Raw genomic sequence first — 20,308 nt, forward strand, 5'->3', positions numbered from 1 at the left:
CTCCGGCCTATTTCTTGAATTGATCAAAGGGCCACACCCTCAGGTAGTCCCGGATGTTGCCATAAAGCTTGCCCAATCCCAGCGGCTCGATCATCAGGATGATGATAATGAGCGCTCCGTAGACCGCGTTAGGAATGTGGGCCAGCGATTCGACATTCAGTTGAAGCCCCAGTGCTCCGGCGCCTTCTGCCACGAGGCCATTGACGACGCCCGGCACCAGCAGGATCAGCGCGACACCAAAATAGGTGCCGATGATACTGCCGAGGCCCCCAACGATCACCATAGCCAGAACCTGGATCGACACGGCGACCGAGAACTGCTCGGGCGCGGCCAGGAAAAAGAACGTAGCGACAAGGATCGCTCCGCTGACTCCGGCGATGAAGGAGGAGGTCGCGAACGCAACAATCTTGTAGTAGAAGCTGTTTACTCCGAGAATGGCCGCCGCATAGTCCTTCTCGCGGACTGCCACCAGCGCGCGACCCAGACCGGTACGGCGCAGATTCAGCATAAAAATGGTGACAAGCAGACACCAGCCGAAGGCGACATAGTAAAGGCCTGTATCTGACGTAATCCGTTGGCCCAAAAGGGCGAAGGTGGGCGCCTGCAGCGAAGCGTGCGAGCCGCCCGAGATCGCCGGCGAATGGGTCAGCACCCAGTCCATGACGAACTGCATCGCCAGTGTGGTCAAAGCCAGATAGAGGCCCTTCACCCGCAGGGCCGCGAAGGCGAACAGGCTGCCGATAACCGCGGCGGAGATACCACCGATCAGGAGCGCGAATTCCCAGGGCAACCCGTACTTGGCCGCGTGGACAGCCGAATACGCGCCCACGGCCATCACCGCCGCATAGCCGAGGTGCAGTTGGCCGGCCCAACCCGTCACCAGGTTGAGCCCGAGCGCCGCTGCCGTCCAAACAAGCCAAGGTAACATATAGCTGTTGAGGTACAGCGACCCGACAAGGAACGGAGCTGCCAGGCCGAGCGCCAGGAGGAACAGTGCGAGATTCCTGTCGGCTGGGATCTTGTAGAGCCGAGTGTCGGATACGTAGTTGGTATGATGGATGCCAGATAGCCGGTAAAACATCGCATCAAACCCTTTCGATGTCTTGGCGGCCAAACAGACCGTGCGGCCGAAGCATGACAGTGAGGATGAGCACCGCGGCCACAATCAAGTCTCGGCTGCCACCGCCCACAAACGGATCCAAATAGGTTGACCCCACATTCTCGAGGATACCTAAAATCAGTCCGGCGAGCACCGCGCCAAATATGCTGTCCAGCCCGCCTAAAACGGCTACTGTCAATCCCTTGAGCAGCAGGAGCGACAGCGATTGGTCGACGCCCTGAATCTCGCCCCATATGACGCCTGCCGCCACCGCAACGATTGAAGCCAGTCCCCAGGACAGGCCAACCCCACGCTCGACAGATATGCCGACGGACCATGAGGCCATGTAATCGTCGGCTATTGCGCGCAGACGGATACCCAGGCGGCTGCGGAAAAACAGGACGAAGACCACAAACAACAGGAGGGCCACCGCAGCGCCAACCAAATGGATGCGGCTGATCAGAACGTCGCCGATGAAAAGCGGGTCATAGCCGACGCCGAGTTCGACCGAGCGCGACGTACCCCCCCAGATAGCAAGCGTTGTGCCGCGGAGAAAGATGTCTATACCGAGCGTCATCATGAGGATCATCACGATCGGTCGGCCTGCGAGCCGGCGCAGCGCAACCCGCTCGATCCCCATACCGAAACCGAACATGACCACCGCAGCCAGCGGAATCGCGACCCATAGCGGAAGCCCTATGTCGCGAGCTAGCGCCAGCACAATGTAGGCTCCCACCATGGTGAGCCCGCCCTGCGCGAGGTTTGGCACGGAAGAGGCCTTGTAGATCAGTACCAGGCCGATCGCGAACAACGAGTAGAGCAACCCCGTGAGAGCTCCGTTCGCCGCTAGCTCAGCCAAGAAAACTAGTTCCATCTAAACCTCCCTAACAGGGAGGGTGCGGTCGACCCTTCCCGTCTCACCCGTCTCGTAGGTCACTACGGCGCTGACGTGGACGTGCTTTGATCCGTCATAAAGCGCCGCGATCACGTTCTGGTAGCGGTCTTCCACCACCGCTCGGCGCAGCTTGCGCGTGCGCGTGATCTCTCCGTCGTCGGGATCGAATTCCTTGTGCAAACTGACAAACCTTTTGAGCCGCAGAGGCTCGGGGAGGACTTTGTTGACGCGCAGGAATGCTTCGCGCAGAAGCGCGGCCACCTCTTCGCGCTGAGACAGATCGGCATAGGACACATACGGTACGCCATTCACTTCGGCCCAGTGACCCACGGCATCGAGATCGATGCACACCATTGCCGTCAATTCGTGTCGGCCGGCGCCCACCACGGCCGCGTCCTTTATGTATGGACTGAACTTCAGGCGGTTCTCGATATAATTTGGCACATAGCGTTCACCGGCTTGTGTGTGCATCACTTCTGAAACGCGGCCAAGCACCACGAGATTGCCATCGTCTTCGAGGTAGCCGGCATCGCCTGAACGCAACCAGCCAGCGGAAAGCGTCTCGGCCGAAGCTTCGGGCTTGTTATAGTATCCGGCGAAAACGCTGTCCGACTTCAGGAGGATTTCGCCATTGTCGGCGATCTTCACTTCGACCCCCGGGGCAGCCTTGCCGACGGTGTGGAGCCGCACCTCATCAGGCGCCTGGATCGCGTTGATGGCACTGTTCTCCGTCTGACCATAGAGTTGGCGCAGCTTGATGCCGAGCGCCCGGTAGAATACGAAGGTGTCCTCTCCGATCGCCTCACCGCCGGTGAAGGCGTTCTTAAGACGGTGCATGCCGAACTGGTCCTTGATCGGGCCGAAGATCAGAATCTCGCCGATGAAACGGCCGATACGTTCCAACGCGCCAGCGCTCATGCCGTTGAGCTTGCGACGCTCGGCTGCCATGGCCCGCTCGATGAACAAGTGATAAAGCCGCTTCTTCAGCGGCGTCGAATTCTCGATGCCTACCTGAATGGTGGTCAGGATGTTGTCCCAGCTGCGTGGCGCGGCCAGATAAAATGTCGGCGCGATTTCTCGCATATCACGCAGCACGGTTTCCTGTCGTTCCGGCACGTTGACAATGAAGCGCAGCAGAAGCGCGGCGGCTACCGTAATCGCATAATCGCCCACCCAGGCCATCGGCAGATAGGCCAGCACCTCCTCTCCGAAATCGAAGGCCCCGGCGGCATGGCCGTTCCGCGCCGCCGCCAACACGTTCTTCTGGCTCAGCACAAGGCCCTTGGGCTTGCCCGTCGTGCCCGACGAATGCAGGAAAACCGCCGGATCGTCGGGCTTGGCCCGGCCGAGCAAGTCCTCGCGCAGCGCCGGCTCGCCGTTGAGACGGTGGCTGCCGATCTCGACGAGATGCTCCCATGACATCAGCCCGGGCGCCTCGTAGAAGCCGAGGCCCCGGCCGTCGTCATACACGATGTACTTCAACTGCGCGGCCCCGGCGTCACGCAGTTCCAATATCTTGTCCACCTGCTCCTGGTCCTCGGCGAGAGCGGCTACGACGTTCGCCTCCTCCGCGAAATGCTGGAGCTCTTCGAGTGTGGTGCCCGGATAGGCGGGCATTGCGTAAACTCCGAGCGTGGCCAGCGCCAGCATTCCGCAATAGAGGCGTACACGATTGTCGCCGAGAATGAGCACCGCGTCCCCCGGCTTCAGGCCGAGCCCGTCGAGGCCGGCCGCGCAGGCCAGCACCTCTTCCGTGTATTCAGCCCAGGTGGTTGCCTTCCAGATCCCACGCTCTTTTTCACGCAATGCGATGTCGCTGCCGTGTTCGGACGCGTTCCGCATCAGAACCGAGGCAATGGTTTCACCCGCGACCGTCGGGCTTTGTGTGTTCTCAGCCATGGGCGCCCCCGATATACGCCTCAACGACGCGCGGATCCTTGACGACCTCCTTCGGAATCCCGCTGGCGATCATCTCGCCATAATTGAGCGCCAGCATCCGGTCGCAGATGCCGGTAATGACGTCCATGTGGTGCTCGATCAGCAGGACGCTTATGCCCCGTTCAGCTCTCGCGTCGAGAATGAAACGGGCCATGTACCCCTTCTCCTCTTGGTTCATCCCGGCCATGGGCTCGTCGAGAATGAGAAGATGGGGTTCGGCGACCAGTGCCCGTGCCAGTTCCACACGCTTCTTGAGGCCGATTGGAATCCCGTCCACGAGCTCGTTGCGGATGCTTTCGAGCTGGAGAAATTCGATCACCTCCTCTACCACTTCGCGGTTCCTGATCTCGCTCGGTCGCGCCACCCACCAATACAGCGCAGTGGGAAGAACTCCGGGCTTCATGTGGATGTGGCGCCCCAAAAGAATGTTCTCGAGCACGCTCATGCCGTTGAAAAGCGCGAGGTTCTGAAAGGTCCGGGCGACGCCAAGCTTGGCCACCTTGTGAGGCGCGGTGCCCGTGATGTCCTTGCCATCGAGACATATCGAGCCTTTGTTCGGCGGATAGAACCCGGTGATCGCATTGGTCACCGTCGTCTTCCCGCTCCCGTTCGGTCCGACGAGGCCAAATATTTCGCCCTTATGAATACTGAAGTCCACGCCGCTAACGGCAACAATACCGCCGAATCGACGTTCGATCCCGCGGCACTCCAATACGGGAGGAGCTTTGGCATGTTGTTGCTCTCGAGTGTAATTGTTTGTCATTTCATTCATATCGCCGTCGAAGCTCTTGTTCTGGTATCACGCGATACGGAAATAGTCGGGCCGGCCTGTCGGCCAGGGATCACCCCACAGCTGCTGCCCGCCGTCCACGTTGAGCACTTCGCCAGTTACGAACTTGCCGGAGGGTGCGGCCAAATAGACCACCGCCTCGGCGACATCCCATTCGTCGCCGGCGTGACGCATCGGGTTCGACTCCTCAAACGTCGCCGCTCCCTCCTCGGGATATCGCGCAAACCCGGTGCTTTCGCAGCATCCCGGCGCCACGCAGTTGACGCGGATATCGTGCGGCGCCCATTCGACGGCCACCGATTTGGACAGGTAGATGACCCCGGCGCGCGCGGCGCAGCTATGTGCGATACCAGGCATCCCGCGCCAGATATCCGCGACAATGCTCACGATGGCGCCGGGACGCCCGGCCTTGACCCAGTTCCGGGCCGCAGCCTGCATCATCCACCAGGTGCCATTGAGGTTGGTGTCGATGACGGCGTTCCAGCCTTTCGGCGTGTAGTCAAGGGCGGGCTGCGGAAACTGTCCGCCCGCATTGTTCACCAGAATGTCGAACCCGCCGAAATGATCGCCGACTCCATCGACGAAATTCTGCACTTGTTCGGGATCCCGGATGGTCATGGGACGAGCGAGCACCTGGCCGCCAAAGCCACGCAGGAACTTCGCGGCTTCTTCGAGCTTTTCCGGGTTCCGCCCGTTGATGGCCAGATCGGCCCCGAGCCGTGCGAACAGGGTGGCGATCGCCAGGCCCAGCCCGCCTCCCGCGCCGGTCACGACAACGGTTTTTCCCGAAAACAGCCCATCAACATAGACCGTTGGATGATCGCGCAGTCGTTCACGGGAAAACCCGTAACCGGCTTCCGGCATTGACGTTCCTCCCAAAGCGGATCGGACTGTTGTCCTTGATCTGACCAAACCTAACGCACGTTAGAAAACTAGGCAACCCCCGACTCTGGAACGGCTTCGCTCCGAGATTTCAGTAGGATTTGGGCAGACCCAGCGCCTTCTCGGCGATGAACGACATCAGCATCTGCGGCGTGACCGGCACGATGTGAAAGAGAAGCGCTTCGCGCACCAGTCTCTCGATGTGATACTCCTTGGCGTAGCCGAAGCCGCCAAATGTCATCTGCGCCGTTTGCGTCGCCTCGACCGCGGCTTCGGCCGCCAGCAACTTGGCGGCATTGGCCTCGACCCCGCACGGCTCGCCCGCGTCGTAGAGCGCCGCGGCATGCATCACCATCAGGTTCGCAGCCTCGACCTTCGCCCAGGCCTTGGCAAGCGGGTGCTGCACCCCCTGGTTCTGTCCGATCGGGCGTCCGAAAACCTGGCGCTCCTTGGCATAGGCGGCGGCGCGTTTTAGAGCGATCCGGGCAATGCCCACGCATTCCCCGGCGACAAGGATGCGCTCGGGATTGAGCCCGTGCAGGATCTGCCTGAAACCCTGTCCTTCCTCGCCGATCAGGTCCTCTGCCGGGATCGGCAGCCCATCGATGAACAGTTCGTTCGAGTCGACCGCCTTGCGGCCCATCTTCTCGATCTCGCGCACATCGACGAAGGTCCGGTCCAGATCGGTATAGAAGAGCGACAGGCCCTCGGTCGGTTTTGCCACCTCCTCGAGCGGCGTCGTGCGCGCCAGAAGCAGGATCTTGTTGGCCACCTGCGCGGTGGAAATCCAGACTTTCTGGCCGTGGACGACATAGCGGTCCCCCTGTCGAACCGCGCGCGTCTTGAGCCTGGTCGTGTCGAGGCCGGTCGTCGGCTCGGTGACGCCGAAACAGGCCTTTTCGCGCCCATCGATCAGCGGCGGCAGCATCCGTGCCTTTTGCTCCGCGCTGCCGAAGACCACGACCGGGTTCAGCCCGAAGATGTTCATATGAACGGCCGAGGCCGCGCTAGCTCCGCCGCCAGATTCAGCGATGGCCTGCATCATGATCGTGGCCTCGGTGATCCCGAGACCGGCGCCTCCATATTCCTCCGGCATGGCGATTCCCAGCCAACCGCCTTCTGCCATCGCCCTGTGCAGTTCATGCGGAAAGCCACCGTTGCGGTCGCGTTCGAGCCAGTACGCGTCGTCGAACTCCACGCAGATCCTCAGGATCGTATCGCGGATGCCCTGCTGCTGTTCGGTCAGCCTGAAACTCATAGCATTTCCTCCCCGGCAGGACCAATTGCGATCAGACCTGCCTTCGCCAACCCTTCGATGGCCGCCTTGTCATAGCCGAGCTCCTGCATGATCGCGGCGGTATCCGCGCCGGGCCCCCGACCCAACCAGGAAACGCTGCCCGGCGTATCACTCAGATGAGGCACCGGGCCCACCACCTTCGTCACATCGCCTTCGACCGAAACGATGTCACCGCGATGGGCGATCTGGGGATGGGCCACGATATCCCGGGCACTCAACACCGGCGCAGCCACCGCATCGTGGCGTGCGAATTCCGCCTCGACCTCGGAAAATTCCCTTGCGGTGACGAATTCGTTGAGCCGGTCAAAGATCTCGCTCATATGCGCCGAGATTCCCTCCATCGTGGCAAAACGCGGATCCTCGGCAAAACTGTCCCCGCCCACCGCGCGCAACAGCCGTCTGGCCGTCTCCGCGCCCCCGGCCGAGACGGTCACCCAGACACCGTCCTTGGTGCGGAATGTGCCACCCGGCGCAAAATCCATCGGCTGACGCAGCCCGTTGCGCATCGGCGAGACGCCTGCTCCGGTCAGAACGGGAATATGATAATCGATCAGCCGTAACAGGGCTTCGAATACCGCCAGATCAATGACCTGACCGCGAACCGTGCCCCTCTCGCGGGCGAAAAGAGCGATCATGACGCCCAGGGCTCCCATCAACCCAGTCGTGCTGTCGGCGGCCGGGAACCCGGGATGCATGGGCGAGCCATCGGCGAAGCCCGTGAGGTGCGCCAGACCGCTCATTGCCTCGGCGGCGCGCCCGAAGGCCGGCGTCTTGCGCATCGGCCCATCCTGTCCGTAGCCCGAAACCCGTAAGATCACCAGGTCGGGGTTCCATTGATGCAGGACCTCTGGCCCGATCCCCGCTCGCTCGAGCACGCCGGGACGGAAATTTTCCACCAGAACATCCGCGCTTTCGACCAGCTTTTCCAGGACCTCGCGCCCGGGATCGCTCTTCCAGTCGAGCGCGAGGATTCGCTTGTTGCGGGCAAGCGTCTTCCACCAGACGCCGACCCCGTCCTGCGCCTTCGGGCCCAGTTCGCGCATCATGTCGCCCCGGCCGGGGGCTTCGATCTTGATCACCTCGGCACCGAAATCCGAAAGGAGTGCTGCCGCCAGCGGCCCTGCGATCACATGGCCAAGTTCAATGATCCGAATATCGCCGAGCGGCATCGCCATGTCAGCCCTCCCTGGTCGTCACGGCAGCCAGCATAATCTAACATATGTTAGATTTGAAGGAGGGAGTCTACGCGAAGGCCGCAAGAAAGGCGGCACGAAGCGACAAGTACAGGATTGCCCGTTTCCTCGACAGGTCACGTCGCCGGCGGAATGCAGCTGTGTGCGGGCATTTCGGCCAGGACGACACAAGGCGAAAGGCATCGCCCTCGAAACGCGGACACCGTCTTTGGTGTCCGCATCGTTCGCGGCCGAGAAGGGATGCTCTACATCGATTCCCCAGATGGGCGAAAAATGGCTTGCGGGTGAGCCGGGAAGCGATTCTTGTTGGCGGCATGATTCGCGGCGGCTTTCTTGATGCAGACATCCGGGCGGACCTGATCGCGCTGGTGCGGGATGGGAAGGCCGAGACGCGCCTGACACGACGCGCCAACGCGCTGTTGCTGCTCGACGATGGTATGAGCTGCGAGGCGATCGCGAAGGTTCTCTACCTGGACGATGACACGATCCGCTATTGGTACAAATTGTATGGCGAGAAAGGCCTGAGTTGGCTCACCGATTTCGGCTACAAAGGCCGCGCCTGCGAACTGACGGCGGCGCAACAGGAGGCGTTGCAAGACTGGGTGGCGCAAACGCTGCCGCGCACGACCGCCACGGTGGGGGAGTGGATCGAGAAGTCCTATGGCGTGAGCTACACGCGTTCCGCACTGGTCAAGCTGCTGGCGCGGCTGGAGATGGAATATCGCAAGCCCCAGGTGCTGCCGCGCAAGCTCGATCCCGCGAAGCAACAGGCCTTTATCGAGGCCTATGACAATCTGCTCAACACGCTCGGCGACGATGAAGCCGTGCTGTTTGCCGATGCCGTGCATCCCACGCACGAGGTGCGGCCGGCGGGCTGTTGGGCGCCGAGGGACGCCAAGGTTGCGCTCGAACAGACCAGCGGGCGGCAACGCTTGAACATTCATGGCGCCATCGATCTGGAAACGGGCGCGACCCGCATGATCGAAGCGACGACGGTTGACGCCTTGAGCACGATCGCGCTGTTGATGGCGATCGCGTTGATGTATCCCACCAAGCGGCTCATTCACGTCTTTCTCGACAATGCCAGGTACCATCACGCTGTCCTCGTTCAGCAATGGCTGGCGCGGCCTGGCTGCCGGATCAAGCTGCATTACATTCCAAGCTACTGCCCGCACCTCGACCCGATCGAGCGCTTGTGGGGATTGATGCATCGCCACGTGACCCACAACCGCTCCCACGCGACCTACAATGACTTCTGCCGATCCGTTCTACATTTCCTGCGCGAGGAGGTGCCAAAAAACTGGGCCGTCTTCTGCGATTCGGTCACCGACAACTTCCGCGTCATAGACCCTGCCGATTTTCGGGTTCTCAGGGCGTAGGGGTATCCATTATTTCTTCTCCGGCTTTCTTCCCGATTTGTGTCCAAGTCCCGGAACGACCGTGGATGCGGCAATGAAGAGCAGACCGGCGATGGCCGATTTGACCAAGTCACCCAACAGAAACGGATAGAAGCCGGCCGTGAGGAGGCGCTCCCCATAGCCGGTGAAGACACCCAGCCATGCAAGCCCTGGAGCGTAGATCAGCGCAGTTGCGACGACGGCAACAGTGACCGCGCCCGGGATTGTCTTGGCATATCCTTTTCTTGCCAGCCATCCAGCCACAAAGGCCGAAATCGCAAAGCCCGCAAGGTAGCCGCCCGTCGGCCCGGCAACATATGCCAGGCCAGAAGGCGCCGGTGGCGTGCCCGCGAAGACCGGAAAGCCTGCCAGCCCCTGCAGGATATAGGCAATGACAATGCCAGAACCGCGGACAGGCCCGAGGAACAGGCCAAGCCCGACGACCACCAGGGTCTGCAAGCTCATCGGAACTGGATAGAAAGGAACTTGCGCCTTCGCAGACGCCGTCAGAAGTATCGTACCGGCGATCAGGATAAGCGCCTCGCCGAGCAATGTTGCGACGATATTCCGTTCCACAAATGTCCTCTTGATATACATCTTGCTGGCTCCATTCATGCTTTGGACTGGGATCTTAGAGAGTTTTCTTTCAGAGGTTGGGGCTCAACTGGCGATTCACATGCGCTTGGCGACTTCTTCGAGCATCACCTCGGTCGCCCCCCCGCCGATAGCCTGTACACGAACGTCGCGCGACATGCGCTCGACCGGGGTTTCGCGCATGTAGCCCATGCCGCCATGGAACTGCACGCAATCATAGAGCACGCTGTTGACCAGCTCGCCGCAATAAGCCTTCACCATCGACACCTCGCGCACGCATTCGACGCCAGCCGCGTCGAGCCGCGCGGCGTGATAGACGAGTTGCCGGCCCGCCTCGATCCGTGTCCGGCAGTCCGCAAGACGCTGTCGGACGACCTGCTTGTTCCACAAAACGCCGCCGAAAGCCTTGCGCTGCTTGACATAGGCCACGGTCATGTCGAGCGCGGTCTGCGCCTCGGCGCAGGCCATCGCGCCCAGAACGATGCGTTCGTTCTGGAAGTTCTTCATCACCGAGTAGAAGCCCCTGTTGACCTCGCCCAGCACGTTCTCGGCCGGCACCCGCACCTCGTCGAAAATCAGCTCGGCCGTGTCGGAGCAGAGCCAGCCGGTCTTGTTCAGCGCGCGGCCCACGGAAAAGCCCTTCGTGCCCTTCTCGATTGCGAACATGGTGATCCCGCGCGAGCCCTTGGCGTCGGGATCGGTCTTGGCGCCGACGAAGTAAAGATCCGCATGGACGCCATTGGTGATGAACATCTTTGTGCCATTGAGCACCCAGTCGGACCCGTCCTGCACCGCGCGAGTGCGCATGCCGGCCACGTCCGAGCCGGCGCCGGGTTCGGTCACGGCGACGGCGGTGATCGTCTCGCCCGCGGTGATGCCGGGCATCCAGCGCACCTTCTGCTCGGGTGTGCCGGCGTTCTCCAGATGCGGCGAGGCCATGTCGGTATGCACCAGCACCGTGGCCGAAAAGCCGCCGAAGGTGGACCGGCCGACTTCCTCGGCCAGCATCACGCTCGACATAACGTCGAGCCCGGCGCCGCCATACTCTTCGTCATAGCGCATGCCGAGAACGCCGAGCGCGCCCATCTGGCGCAGCACCTCGCGCGGGACCATGCCTGCCTCTTCCCAGGCTTCGCCCTTGGGCTTCACCTCGGTCTCGATGAAGCGCCGCAGCTGAGCGCGGATCAATTCGAGATCCTCGCTGAACGGGCCGGTGGCCGCGTCGACGGTCTCATGTCGGGTCATGTCTTGTCCTCCGGATCGAGTCTCACCAGGGGCGCGCCGCCGGCGACCGTGTCGCCCGGCGCGCAGCAGATCTCGGCTACTAGGCCCGCGACGGGCGCGGGCAGGCTTTGCAAGAGTTTCATCGCTTCGAGCACCACCAGCGTCTCGCCCTTGCTCACCCGCTCGCCGGGGGCCACGCGGATCTCGACCACTGCGCCGGGCATGGGAGCTCTCAGCGTGTCGGCACCGCCGGCGGCGCCGGAGGCGCGTTGCAGGTGCCGGTCCTCGAGCGTGCGAAGTGGCACCATCGTCATGCCATCTGGCGCGAGAAGATGCACCTGCCAGCGGTCGCCCGACCGCAGCACATGGGCTTGGCGGGCGAAGGGCGCGCCGTCCATCCGCCCGCTCAGACGCTGGGCGGTCAGGCGCGCAGCCTCGACGCCAAGGGCGGTGCCGTCGGGCATTATCACCTCTAGCCGCGCGCCCTGCCCCGCGACTTCAATTGGAGCATCGGCGTCATCGCTCCAGTAGCAGGCCGCGCCCGGCCGCCCCGCAGCGCCGGTCAGCCGCCAGGCGCCGAGGCTCTGCCAGGGAGTGTCTAGCGTGGGGGCAAGATGCAGGTGCAGGGCCAGCGCGGCCAGAGCGCGGGTTTCGTCGTCGGGTACGGGGGCGGTCCAGCCGCAGGGGAACATCTCGGCCAGACTGGCGGTATAGTGCGCCACGGCGACGAAGTCGGGATGCGTAATCAGCGCTCGCTGAAACGCCAGGTTCACTCCCACTCCGCCGACCGCAAAGTCATCGAGCGCCGCGACCGCCTTGCGGATCGCCTCGTCACGGTCCGCACCGTGGACGATCAACTTGGCAAGCATCGAATCGTAGTGATGTCCCACGACCGATCCCTCTTCCACCCCGCTGTCAAGCCGCACGGTTCCCGGTGGCGCCCAGAGCGTGATCGTGCCGGTTTCGGGGCGGAAATTCTCGGCCGGGTTCTCGGCGGCAACGCGGACCTCGATAGCGTGGCCGTCAAACGAAACGTCCTCCTGCGCGAACCCCAGCGCCTCGCCACGCGCGATACGCAGCTGCCATTCCACAAGATCGAGCCCGGTAACCGCCTCGGTCACGGGATGCTCCACCTGAAGCCGGGTGTTCATCTCCAGAAAATAGAATTCGGCCCGCGCGGGGTCGTACAGATATTCCACCGTGCCCGCCGAGCGGTAGCCAATGGCCCGCGCCAGCCGGACGGCGGCATCGCGCATGGCCGAGCGCAAAGCGTCGGGGATATCCGGGGAGGGCGCTTCCTCGATCAGCTTCTGGTGGTTGCGCTGGAGCGAGCAGTCGCGGTCGCCCAGATGCAGCACATGGCCATGCGCGTCGCCCAGAACCTGCACCTCGACGTGGCGGGCGCGCGGCGCGTAGCGCTCCAGGAACACCGTCGGATCGCCAAAGGCGCCCTTCGCCTCGGCCCGCGCGGCGGCGATGGCCTCGCCTGCTGCGCCGGGATCGGTGACAAGCCGCATTCCGCGCCCGCCTCCGCCGGCGCTGGCCTTGACCAGGAAGGGCACGCCGAGCGCCTGCGCCTCCTTGAGAAGCCGGTCGTCGGACTGGTCGGCGCCGCGATAGCCGGGCAGCACCGGCACGCCGGCGGCCTCGGCCGCGGCCTTGGCCTCGATCTTCGATCCCATACGCGCAATGGCCTCGGACGAAGGCCCGATGAAGACCAATCCGGCTTCTTCCACGCGCGCAGCGAATTCGGCATTCTCCGACAGAAATCCATAGCCTGGATGAATGGCGCCTGCCCCGGTGGCGCGGGCCGCCTCAAGGATGGCGTCGATGTTCAGGTAGCTTTCCGCCGGGGCGGCCGGGCCGATGCAGACGGCGTGACTGGCCTCGGCCACGAAGGGCGCGTCGCGGTCAGCCTCGGAGAAGACGGCCACGCTTTCCAGCCCCAGCTTCCGGCAGGCGCGCTGGATCCGGCGGGCGATCTCGCCCCGGTTGGCGATCAGGACGCGGGTGAAGCTCAACTCACCCGCCATGAGGGCGTGCCCTTGTTCAGGAAGCTGTTGATCCCCTCAATGCCTTCCTCGGTCTCCCAGGCGTCGGCGAGACGGTCGGCGGTATAGATCATGCTGTCTTCGAGCGCATGGCTCGCGACATAGGCGATCAGCCGCTTGGTGTCGGCCACTGCGCCGGGCGCGGCCTGCAGATGGGCACAAACAACGCGCTCCACCGCCTCGTCCAGCGCCTCGGGGGCCACCACCTCGGTCAAAAGCCCGATCCGCTCGGCTCGCGCGGTGTCGAAGAGCGCGCCCGAGAGCATCGTTTCGCGCGAGGCCGCCGCGCCGATGCGGGCCACGACGTAAGGCGAGATGTTCGCGGGCAGGAGGCCGAGCCCCACCTCGGTTAGGCCGAATTTCGCGCCCTCGGCGCCGATCGTGTAGTCGCAGACCGAGATCATGCCCACGCCCCCGCCATAGGCCGCCCCGTTGATCCGCCCGATCAGCGGCTTGGGCAGCGTGTCGAGCCGGCGCAAGAGCCGAGCGAGCGTGGCACTCTGTTCCACCCGTTCCGCGCGGCTCTTTTGCACGTTCGAGGCGAACCAGTTGAAGTCGCCCCCCGCGCAGAAGCTCTTGCCCGCCCCGGTCAGCACCACGATGCGCACCGCCTTGTCCTCGGTAAGCGCCGCCGCCGCATCGGCGAGTTCCGAGATCAGCGCCGCGTTGAGCGAATTGTGCTTGTCGGGGCGATTGAGGATCACGGTGGCGACGCCGCGCGCGTCCACGTCGATCCGCAGCGTTTCATGGCGATCGTAAATCATTGCCTATCCTTACATTCTGAAGACGGGCGTGTGACGCCCCGCATCCGGGACCGAGCTCACGATGGCCAGGCACAGGCCCAGGATGTCGCGGGTCTGGCCAGGCTCGATCAGCCCGTCGTCCCAGAGCCGCGAGGTGGCGTAATAGGGGTCGGACTGTTTGGCATATTGCGCGCGCACCTCGGCCTCGATCCGTTCCAGATCGGCCTGCACTTTCGCGGGGTCTCCGCCCTTCCCGCGACGCAGTTCCAGCATCACATTCGAGGCGATGTCGGCCGACATGGTGGCCAACTCCGCTGTGGGCCATGAGAAGAGAAAGCGCGGCGCGAACCCCCGCCCGCACATGCCGTAGTTGCCGGCCCCGTAGGAGCCGCCCACGATGACCGACAGCCGGGGCACCTTGGCCACCGACATGGCGTAGACCAGCTTGGCGCTATTCTTGGCGATGCCGCCGCGCTCGGCCTCGGTGCCGACCATGAAGCCGGAAATGTTGTGCAGGAACAGAAGCGGAATGTTGCGCTGGTCGCACATCGACACGAAATGCGCGCCCTTCAGCGAGCTGTCGGAGAGAAGCGCGCCGTTGTTGCCGAGGATTCCGACGCGGTAGCCGTGGATGCGGGCGGTGCCGCAGACAAGCGTCTCGCCCCAACTCGGCTTGAATTCGCGGAACTCGCCCGCGTCGATCATGCGCAGCAGAAGCTCTCGTACATCATAGGGCTGCTTGCGATCGGCGCTGATAACCCCCAACAGCTCTTCGGGATCGTGCAGGGGCGCGGCGGCGGGTGCATCCGGGGCCATCGGTCGCGTGAGGCCCAGATTTCCGACGATGTCGCGCATCAGCGCCAGCGCATGATATTCGTCTTCGGCCAGATGGTCGTTGACGCCCGAGATGCGGGTATGCATCTCGGCCCCGCCCAGCGTTTCGCCGTCCACCTCTTCATTGATCGCCACCTTGACGATGGAAGGGCCGCCGAGATGGATGCGCCCATTGCCGCGGACCATGATGACCTCGTCCGAGAGCGCCGGAATGTAGGCACCTCCCGCCGTGCAGCCGCCGAAGACGGTCGAGATCTGCGGCAGGCCGGAGGCCGACATATTGGTCTGGCGGTAAAAGGAATTGCCGAAATGCCGGGCATCGGGGAAGACCCTGTCCTGCTCGGGCAGGTAGGCGCCGCCGCAATCAACGAGGTAAAGGCAGGGCAGACGGTTTTCCGCCGCGATCTCCTGGGCGCGGATGTGCTTCTTGACGGTTTCGTGGTAAAATGATCCACCTTTCACCGTGGCGTCGTTGGCGATCACCATGCAAGGCAGGCCGTGCACGATGCCAATGCCCGTGACGATCCCGGCGCCGGGCACGTCTCCGCCGTATTGTCCGTGGGCCGCCAGCGAAGAAAGCTCCATGAAGGCGGTGCCTGGATCCACCAGCAGGTCGATTCGTTCGCGGACCAGAAGCTTGCCGCGGCTGCGGTGGCGTTCGACCATGTCGGGGCGCCCGCCTGCGGTTGCTGCGGCGATCCGCGCACGCAATGTCTCGACGCGGGCTGTCTGTGCAGCGTGATTGCCCCTGAAGGTTTCCGAGCCGGCCAATATGGCCGATGTGAGTTCAGCCATGAATCAGACTTCCCGCTGTTCCAGCATTCCATTGAGAAAGACGTCGGCATATGCCGAGGCCAGTGCCTCGACGCTGCCGCGTTCGGGGTCGAACCACTCCAGCGTTGCATTCAGCGCGCCGATAAGCATCAGGCGCAGCCGGCGGATATCGACGTTGCGCCGCAAGGCTCCGTCCTTCTGAAGCCGGGTCAACAGATTGTCCCACTCGGCCTCGTAGGCCCGGCGCTTAGGCAGATTGGCGTCGCGGACGGATTGCGGCACCTGCCCGAAAATCCGCACATTGGCAGAAGAGTAGTCACTCACATCCAGCAACGCGCGCAGATGTGCCCTGATCGCGGCCCGTAGAATGGCGGCGGCAGCGGCGCCATCGGGATGCCCCAAAACAGCTTGGCGCATCTTTTCGTGGACGGCCCTGATACCCGCATCCAGAATGGCCACGACAATCTCGTCCTTAGAGCCGAAATGATAATAGATGCTACCCGCCTTGATGCCCGCTGCCTCGGCGACCTTTCTGAGCGAAACCGGGCCATAGCCCTGTTCGCGAAAAAGCCGCGCCGCGACATCCAGTATGCCGTCGCGCCCGACTGGGTTGCGAATGGAAGCAGCTGAAACTGTTCTTGAAGCGCGTTCGGCCACGGAAGGATCCAACTTAAGCTCCTTGCATAACTAACACTTGTTAGGTTGTTTCCATGGAAGTGTCAACCGTGCTTCAAGGGGCTCATTCTCCGTCAGCCTTTTGGGGGAACAGCCGGTATCCGTACCGCCCGGCCACAATGTCCGCGGTGTTCAAACCCCGCCATGCGGGCTTGCGACCGCATAGGTCAGATGGTGAAGCCGCCCCCGCAGATCACGTATTGGCCCGAGATGAAGTTCGATTCGGGCGAGCAGAAAAGATAGACGGCACCAGCCGCCTCTTCGGGCGTGCCGACCCGGCCCAGCGGGATCATCCGCTCCATCTGGCTCAGCAGGTCGGGGTTAACGCCGACCTTGATCTCCTTGTTCCCGACCGTGATCTTGTTGCCGCCGTCGGCGCTGCCCTCGGTCAGACGGGTGCGGATCGGTCCAAAGGCCACTGCGTTGACGTTCACTCTGTAGCGCCCCCATTCCTTCGCCATCGTCCGGGTCATGCCCAGGATTCCGGCCTTGGCGGCGGAATAGTTGATCTGGCCGGCATTGCCTCCGGTGCCGGCGATCGAGGAGATGTTGACGACCTTGCGGAACACCTCCTTACCGGCCGCGGCCTCTTCCTTGGCCATGGCTGCGATCACCGGCTGTGCGGCGCGCAGGATCTTGAACGGGGCGGTCAGGTGCACGTCAATGATCGCGTGCCACTGCTCGTCTGTCATCTTCTGGACCACGCGGTCCCAAGTGTAGCCCGCGTTATTCACGATGATGTCGAGCCCGCCGAAGCTGTCGACCCCGGTCTGCACGAAACGTTCGGCGAAGCCGTCCTCGGTGACGCTGCCCGCGCAAACCACGGCTTCGCCGCCGGCGGTGCGGATTGCCTCGGCGGTTTCGTTGGCCGGGTCGGCGTCGAGATCGTTCACCACAACCCGCGCGCCTTCCGAAGCCAGCTTCAGCGCGATCTCGCGCCCGATGCCGCGGCCCGAACCTGAAACCAGAGCCACGCGGCCTTTGAGCTTCCCCGCCATGTCGTCTCCTCCCGTTCGCCCGCCTCAGGCCTTTTCGTAAAGAGTCACCACACAGGCACCACCCACTCCCAGATTGTGCTGAAGCGCCAGACGTGCGCCCTCGACTTGGCGGGCCCCGGCTGCGCCACGCAACTGCTGCACGAGCTCGGCGCACTGCGCCAGGCCTGTCGCACCCAGCGGATGGCCCTTTGAAAGAAGCCCGCCCGAGGGGTTGGTGACATATTTGCCGCCATATGTGTTGTCGCCATCGTCGACGAGCTTCGCCGCCTCGCCGCGACCGCAGAGACCTAGCGCCTCATAGGTGATGAGCTCGTTGTGGGCGAAACAATCGTGCAGCTCGATCACGTCCACATCGTCGGGGCCGATCCCGGCCGCCTCGTAGACCTGCTCGGCAGCCCGCCGCGCCATGGACGAGCCGACGACCTCGCGCATGTCATGGGCATTGAAGGTTTCGGGGCCATCGGTTGTCATTGCCTGTGCGGCTATTCGCACAGAAGTATCGAGGCGGTTCTTTTCCGCGAATTCCTTCGAGCAGATGATCGCGGCCGCCGCGCCGCAGGTGGGCGGGCAGGCCATCAGCTTCGTCATGACGCCCGGCCAGACCACCTGCGCCTGCAACACCTCCTCGGGCGTTACCTCCTGGCGAAACAGCGCAACCGGGTTCTTCGCCGCGTGACGGCTGGCCTTGGCGCGGATCTTGGCGAAGGTCTCAAGTGTTGTCCCGAATTCATCCATATGCGCCTTGCCCGCGCCGCCGAAATACCGCAGCGCAAGCGGAATATCGGCATTGCCCACCAGATCGTCGGTTTCCTCGTCAAAGGCTGCAAAAGGGCTGACCCGGTCGCTGAACATCGCGCCGATGGCGCCGGGCTGCATCTGCTCGAACCCCAGAGCCAGAGCACAGTCCACCGCGCCGCTCTCGACCGCCTGGCGCGCCAGGAACAGCGCGGTCGAGCCGGTCGAGCAGTTGTTGTTGACGTTGATGACGGGTATCCCGGTCATCCCAACCCGATAGAGCGAGCGCTGGCCGCAGGTGCTGTCGCCATAGACATAGCCGGCATAGGCCTGCTGCACCTTGTCATAGGCTAGGCCTGCATCCTCCAGCGCCGTGCGCGCGGCCTTCGCGGCCATCACGTCGTAGCTCTCAGATTTGCCAGGTTTCTGAAAGGGCACCATTCCGATACCTACGACATAGGCTTTGTCACTCATTGAAATCTCCTCCAATCACATGGGTGTCCGGCTGAGCAGCGATTTCCAACAGCCGTCGCGACCAACAACTTCCTTCCGCGCTCCGGGCATCTGCCCAGCCGCACTGTCACATCCTGAAGACACCGTAATGCGGATCGTCAATCGGAGCATCAAGTGCGGCAGAGATCGACATCGCCAAAGCATTTCTGGTGTCGACTGGATCGAGAATGCCGTCGTCCCAAATCTCGGAGGTCGAGGTATAGGCCTCCACGTCGCGCTTGTAGCGCTCCAGCACCGGTTCTCGGATCGCGGCGATCTCCTCGTCGGTCAGTTCCAGGTCCTCGCGCTGCATCTGGCGAATCTTCACGTCGGCCATGGTGTTGGCGGCCTGTTCGGCACCCATAACGCCGATCTCGGCCTGCGGCCACATGAACAGCGTCCGCGCGTCCCAGGCCCGACCGCACATGCCGTAATTGCCGGCCCCGTAAGAGGCATTGGCGATCACCGTGAACTTCGGCACCACCGAGCCGCCCTGGGCCATCAGCATCTTTGCTCCGTCCTTGGTGATTCCGCGTTCCTCGTATTCGCGGCCGACCATGAAGCCGGTGATGTTCTGGAAGAAGATCAGCGGCGTGTGGTTCTGATTGCAGAGCTGGATGAAATGCGCAGCCTTGAGCGAGCTGTCGTTGAACAACACGCCATTATTGGCCAAAATCCCGACCTTGAAGCCCCAGATATGGGCGAAGCCGCAGACCAGGGTCGTGCCATAGTGGGGCTGATATTCGTGGAATCGTGACCCGTCCACGATGCGCGCGATCACCTCGCGCATGTCGAACTGGGTCTTGCGGTCCTTCGGAATGATGCCGTAGAGCTCCTGCGGGTCGTAGAAGGGCTCTTCGATCGGCGCGGTCTCGATCACCGCTTTCTGGGACCGCTTCCACTGACTCACGATTTCGCGAGCGAGCGCGAAGGCCTGCGCCTCGCTGGCGGCGCGGTAATCGCCGGTGCCCGACACGCTGGTATGCATGATCGCGCCACCCAGTTCCTGGACGCCAACCTCCTCACCGGTCGCCGCCTTCACGAGAGGCGGGCCGCCGAGAAAGATCGCGCCGGTGCCTTCGACGATGATGTTGTAGTCGCTCAGCGCCGGGACATAGGCACCGCCCGCGGTGCAATGCCCGCCGACGATAGCCAGCTGAGGCACGTTCATCCGGCTCAGGATCGTCTGGTTGCGGAACACCCGGCCACCGAGATAGCGGTCGGGAAAGACGCCGTGTTGGAGCGGCAGGAAGCCGCCCGCGCTGTCACATATGTGCACGACCGGCAGGCGGTTCTCGATGGCGATATCGAGGAGCCGCACGATCTTCTTCACGGTCAGCGGATACCAGGCGCCGCCCTTGACGCTTGCGTCATTGGCGTGGATCGCCACCTCACGCCCCTGCACGATGCCGATGCCCGTCACCACACCCGCACCAGGCACCGTGCCGTCATATGCGCGGCAGGCAGCGAGCGTGGAAAACTCCAGAAACGGCGTGCCGGGATCGAGCAGCATCTCGAGCCGCTCGCGCACGGTCAGCTTGTTCTGCCGCGCCAGACGGTCGAGATCGCGCTGCGGGCGTTCGTAGCGGGCGGCGTGCTGGCGCGCATGAAATTCTTTCAGCCGCCCGGTCATGGCGGCGTAGTTTTCCCTGTACTCGACGGCGTTGACATCGATCCGGCTCTGGATCCGGCGCATC

Annotated in this window: 17 protein-coding genes; 1 reads left to right on the forward strand and 16 read right to left on the reverse strand. The window is 63.2% G+C overall.

The genetic code is table 11. From position 1 onward, the window contains the following. Positions 1–7 precede the first annotated feature (7 nt). From HJG44_RS15155 to HJG44_RS15185, 7 genes are all read right to left on the reverse strand, one after another. Positions 8–1,114 (reverse strand): branched-chain amino acid ABC transporter permease, encoded by a 1,107-nt coding sequence (locus HJG44_RS15155; RefSeq protein WP_246736273.1) that lies wholly within the window; start codon positions 1,112–1,114, stop codon positions 8–10. Beyond that, entirely contained in the window at positions 1,086–1,973 is an 888-nt protein-coding gene (locus HJG44_RS15160; protein ID WP_171219224.1) for an ABC transporter permease subunit, read from the reverse strand. Before HJG44_RS15160 ends, HJG44_RS15155 begins: the two co-directional genes overlap by 29 nt. Next, positions 1,974–3,893, reverse strand: coding sequence for an AMP-dependent synthetase/ligase (locus HJG44_RS15165; protein WP_171219225.1), 1,920 nt, complete (start codon positions 3,891–3,893; stop codon positions 1,974–1,976). Further along, entirely contained in the window at positions 3,886–4,695 is an 810-nt protein-coding gene (locus tag HJG44_RS15170) for an ABC transporter ATP-binding protein (RefSeq protein WP_171219226.1), read from the reverse strand. Before HJG44_RS15170 ends, HJG44_RS15165 begins: the two co-directional genes overlap by 8 nt. A 36-nt stretch (positions 4,696–4,731) precedes the next feature. Then, positions 4,732–5,586 (reverse strand): SDR family oxidoreductase, encoded by an 855-nt coding sequence (locus HJG44_RS15175; RefSeq protein WP_171219227.1) that lies wholly within the window; start codon positions 5,584–5,586, stop codon positions 4,732–4,734. Between the two features lie 109 nt (positions 5,587–5,695). Then, positions 5,696–6,862, reverse strand: coding sequence for an acyl-CoA dehydrogenase family protein (locus HJG44_RS15180; protein WP_171219228.1), 1,167 nt, complete (start codon positions 6,860–6,862; stop codon positions 5,696–5,698). Continuing rightward, on the reverse strand, positions 6,859–8,076 hold the full coding sequence (locus tag HJG44_RS15185; RefSeq protein WP_171219229.1) for a CaiB/BaiF CoA transferase family protein: 1,218 nt from the start codon (positions 8,074–8,076) through the stop codon (positions 6,859–6,861). Before HJG44_RS15185 ends, HJG44_RS15180 begins: the two co-directional genes overlap by 4 nt. A 302-nt stretch (positions 8,077–8,378) precedes the next feature. Here HJG44_RS15185 and HJG44_RS15190 point away from each other — a divergent pair, with 302 nt between their 5' ends. Then, positions 8,379–9,473, forward strand: a complete 1,095-nt coding sequence (locus HJG44_RS15190; RefSeq protein WP_171219230.1) for an IS630 family transposase — start codon at positions 8,379–8,381, stop codon at positions 9,471–9,473. A gap of 9 nt (positions 9,474–9,482) precedes the next feature. On the opposite strand, the gene HJG44_RS15195 is transcribed toward HJG44_RS15190, so the two are convergent. From HJG44_RS15195 to HJG44_RS15235, 9 genes are all read right to left on the reverse strand, one after another. Further along, positions 9,483–10,088, reverse strand: a complete 606-nt coding sequence (locus HJG44_RS15195) for a biotin transporter BioY (protein WP_171219231.1) — start codon at positions 10,086–10,088, stop codon at positions 9,483–9,485. A gap of 75 nt (positions 10,089–10,163) precedes the next feature. Next, positions 10,164–11,330, reverse strand: a complete 1,167-nt coding sequence (locus tag HJG44_RS15200; RefSeq protein WP_171219232.1) for an acyl-CoA dehydrogenase family protein — start codon at positions 11,328–11,330, stop codon at positions 10,164–10,166. Then, positions 11,327–13,330: an acetyl/propionyl/methylcrotonyl-CoA carboxylase subunit alpha gene (locus HJG44_RS15205; RefSeq protein ID WP_246736275.1), complete on the reverse strand. Its 2,004-nt coding sequence runs from the start codon at positions 13,328–13,330 to the stop codon at positions 11,327–11,329. Before HJG44_RS15205 ends, HJG44_RS15200 begins: the two co-directional genes overlap by 4 nt. Continuing rightward, entirely contained in the window at positions 13,327–14,124 is a 798-nt protein-coding gene (locus tag HJG44_RS15210) for a crotonase/enoyl-CoA hydratase family protein (RefSeq protein WP_171219234.1), read from the reverse strand. Before HJG44_RS15210 ends, HJG44_RS15205 begins: the two co-directional genes overlap by 4 nt. A 9-nt stretch (positions 14,125–14,133) precedes the next feature. Beyond that, the gene (locus tag HJG44_RS15215; RefSeq protein ID WP_171219235.1) at positions 14,134–15,732 is read right to left on the reverse strand and encodes an acyl-CoA carboxylase subunit beta; all 1,599 of its coding nucleotides are present in this window, start codon (positions 15,730–15,732) and stop codon (positions 14,134–14,136) included. 3 nt (positions 15,733–15,735) lie between these two features. Then, complete coding sequence (locus tag HJG44_RS15220; protein WP_210261140.1) at positions 15,736–16,380, reverse strand: TetR/AcrR family transcriptional regulator; 645 nt, start codon at positions 16,378–16,380, stop codon at positions 15,736–15,738. 173 nt (positions 16,381–16,553) lie between these two features. Beyond that, positions 16,554–17,384 carry an SDR family NAD(P)-dependent oxidoreductase gene (locus tag HJG44_RS15225; RefSeq protein ID WP_171219236.1) on the reverse strand — a complete coding sequence of 277 codons (831 nt, stop codon included), beginning with the start codon at positions 17,382–17,384 and terminating at the stop codon, positions 16,554–16,556. A 24-nt stretch (positions 17,385–17,408) separates the two neighbouring features. After that, positions 17,409–18,593 (reverse strand): lipid-transfer protein, encoded by a 1,185-nt coding sequence (locus HJG44_RS15230; protein ID WP_171219237.1) that lies wholly within the window; start codon positions 18,591–18,593, stop codon positions 17,409–17,411. 106 nt (positions 18,594–18,699) lie between these two features. Beyond that, on the reverse strand, positions 18,700–20,307 hold the full coding sequence (locus HJG44_RS15235) for an acyl-CoA carboxylase subunit beta (RefSeq protein WP_171219238.1): 1,608 nt from the start codon (positions 20,305–20,307) through the stop codon (positions 18,700–18,702). Position 20,308: the final 1 nt, after the last annotated feature.

It is taken from the genome of Enterovirga aerilata, from assembly GCF_013044135.1.
Classification (GTDB): Bacteria; Pseudomonadota; Alphaproteobacteria; order Rhizobiales; family Beijerinckiaceae; genus Enterovirga; species Enterovirga aerilata.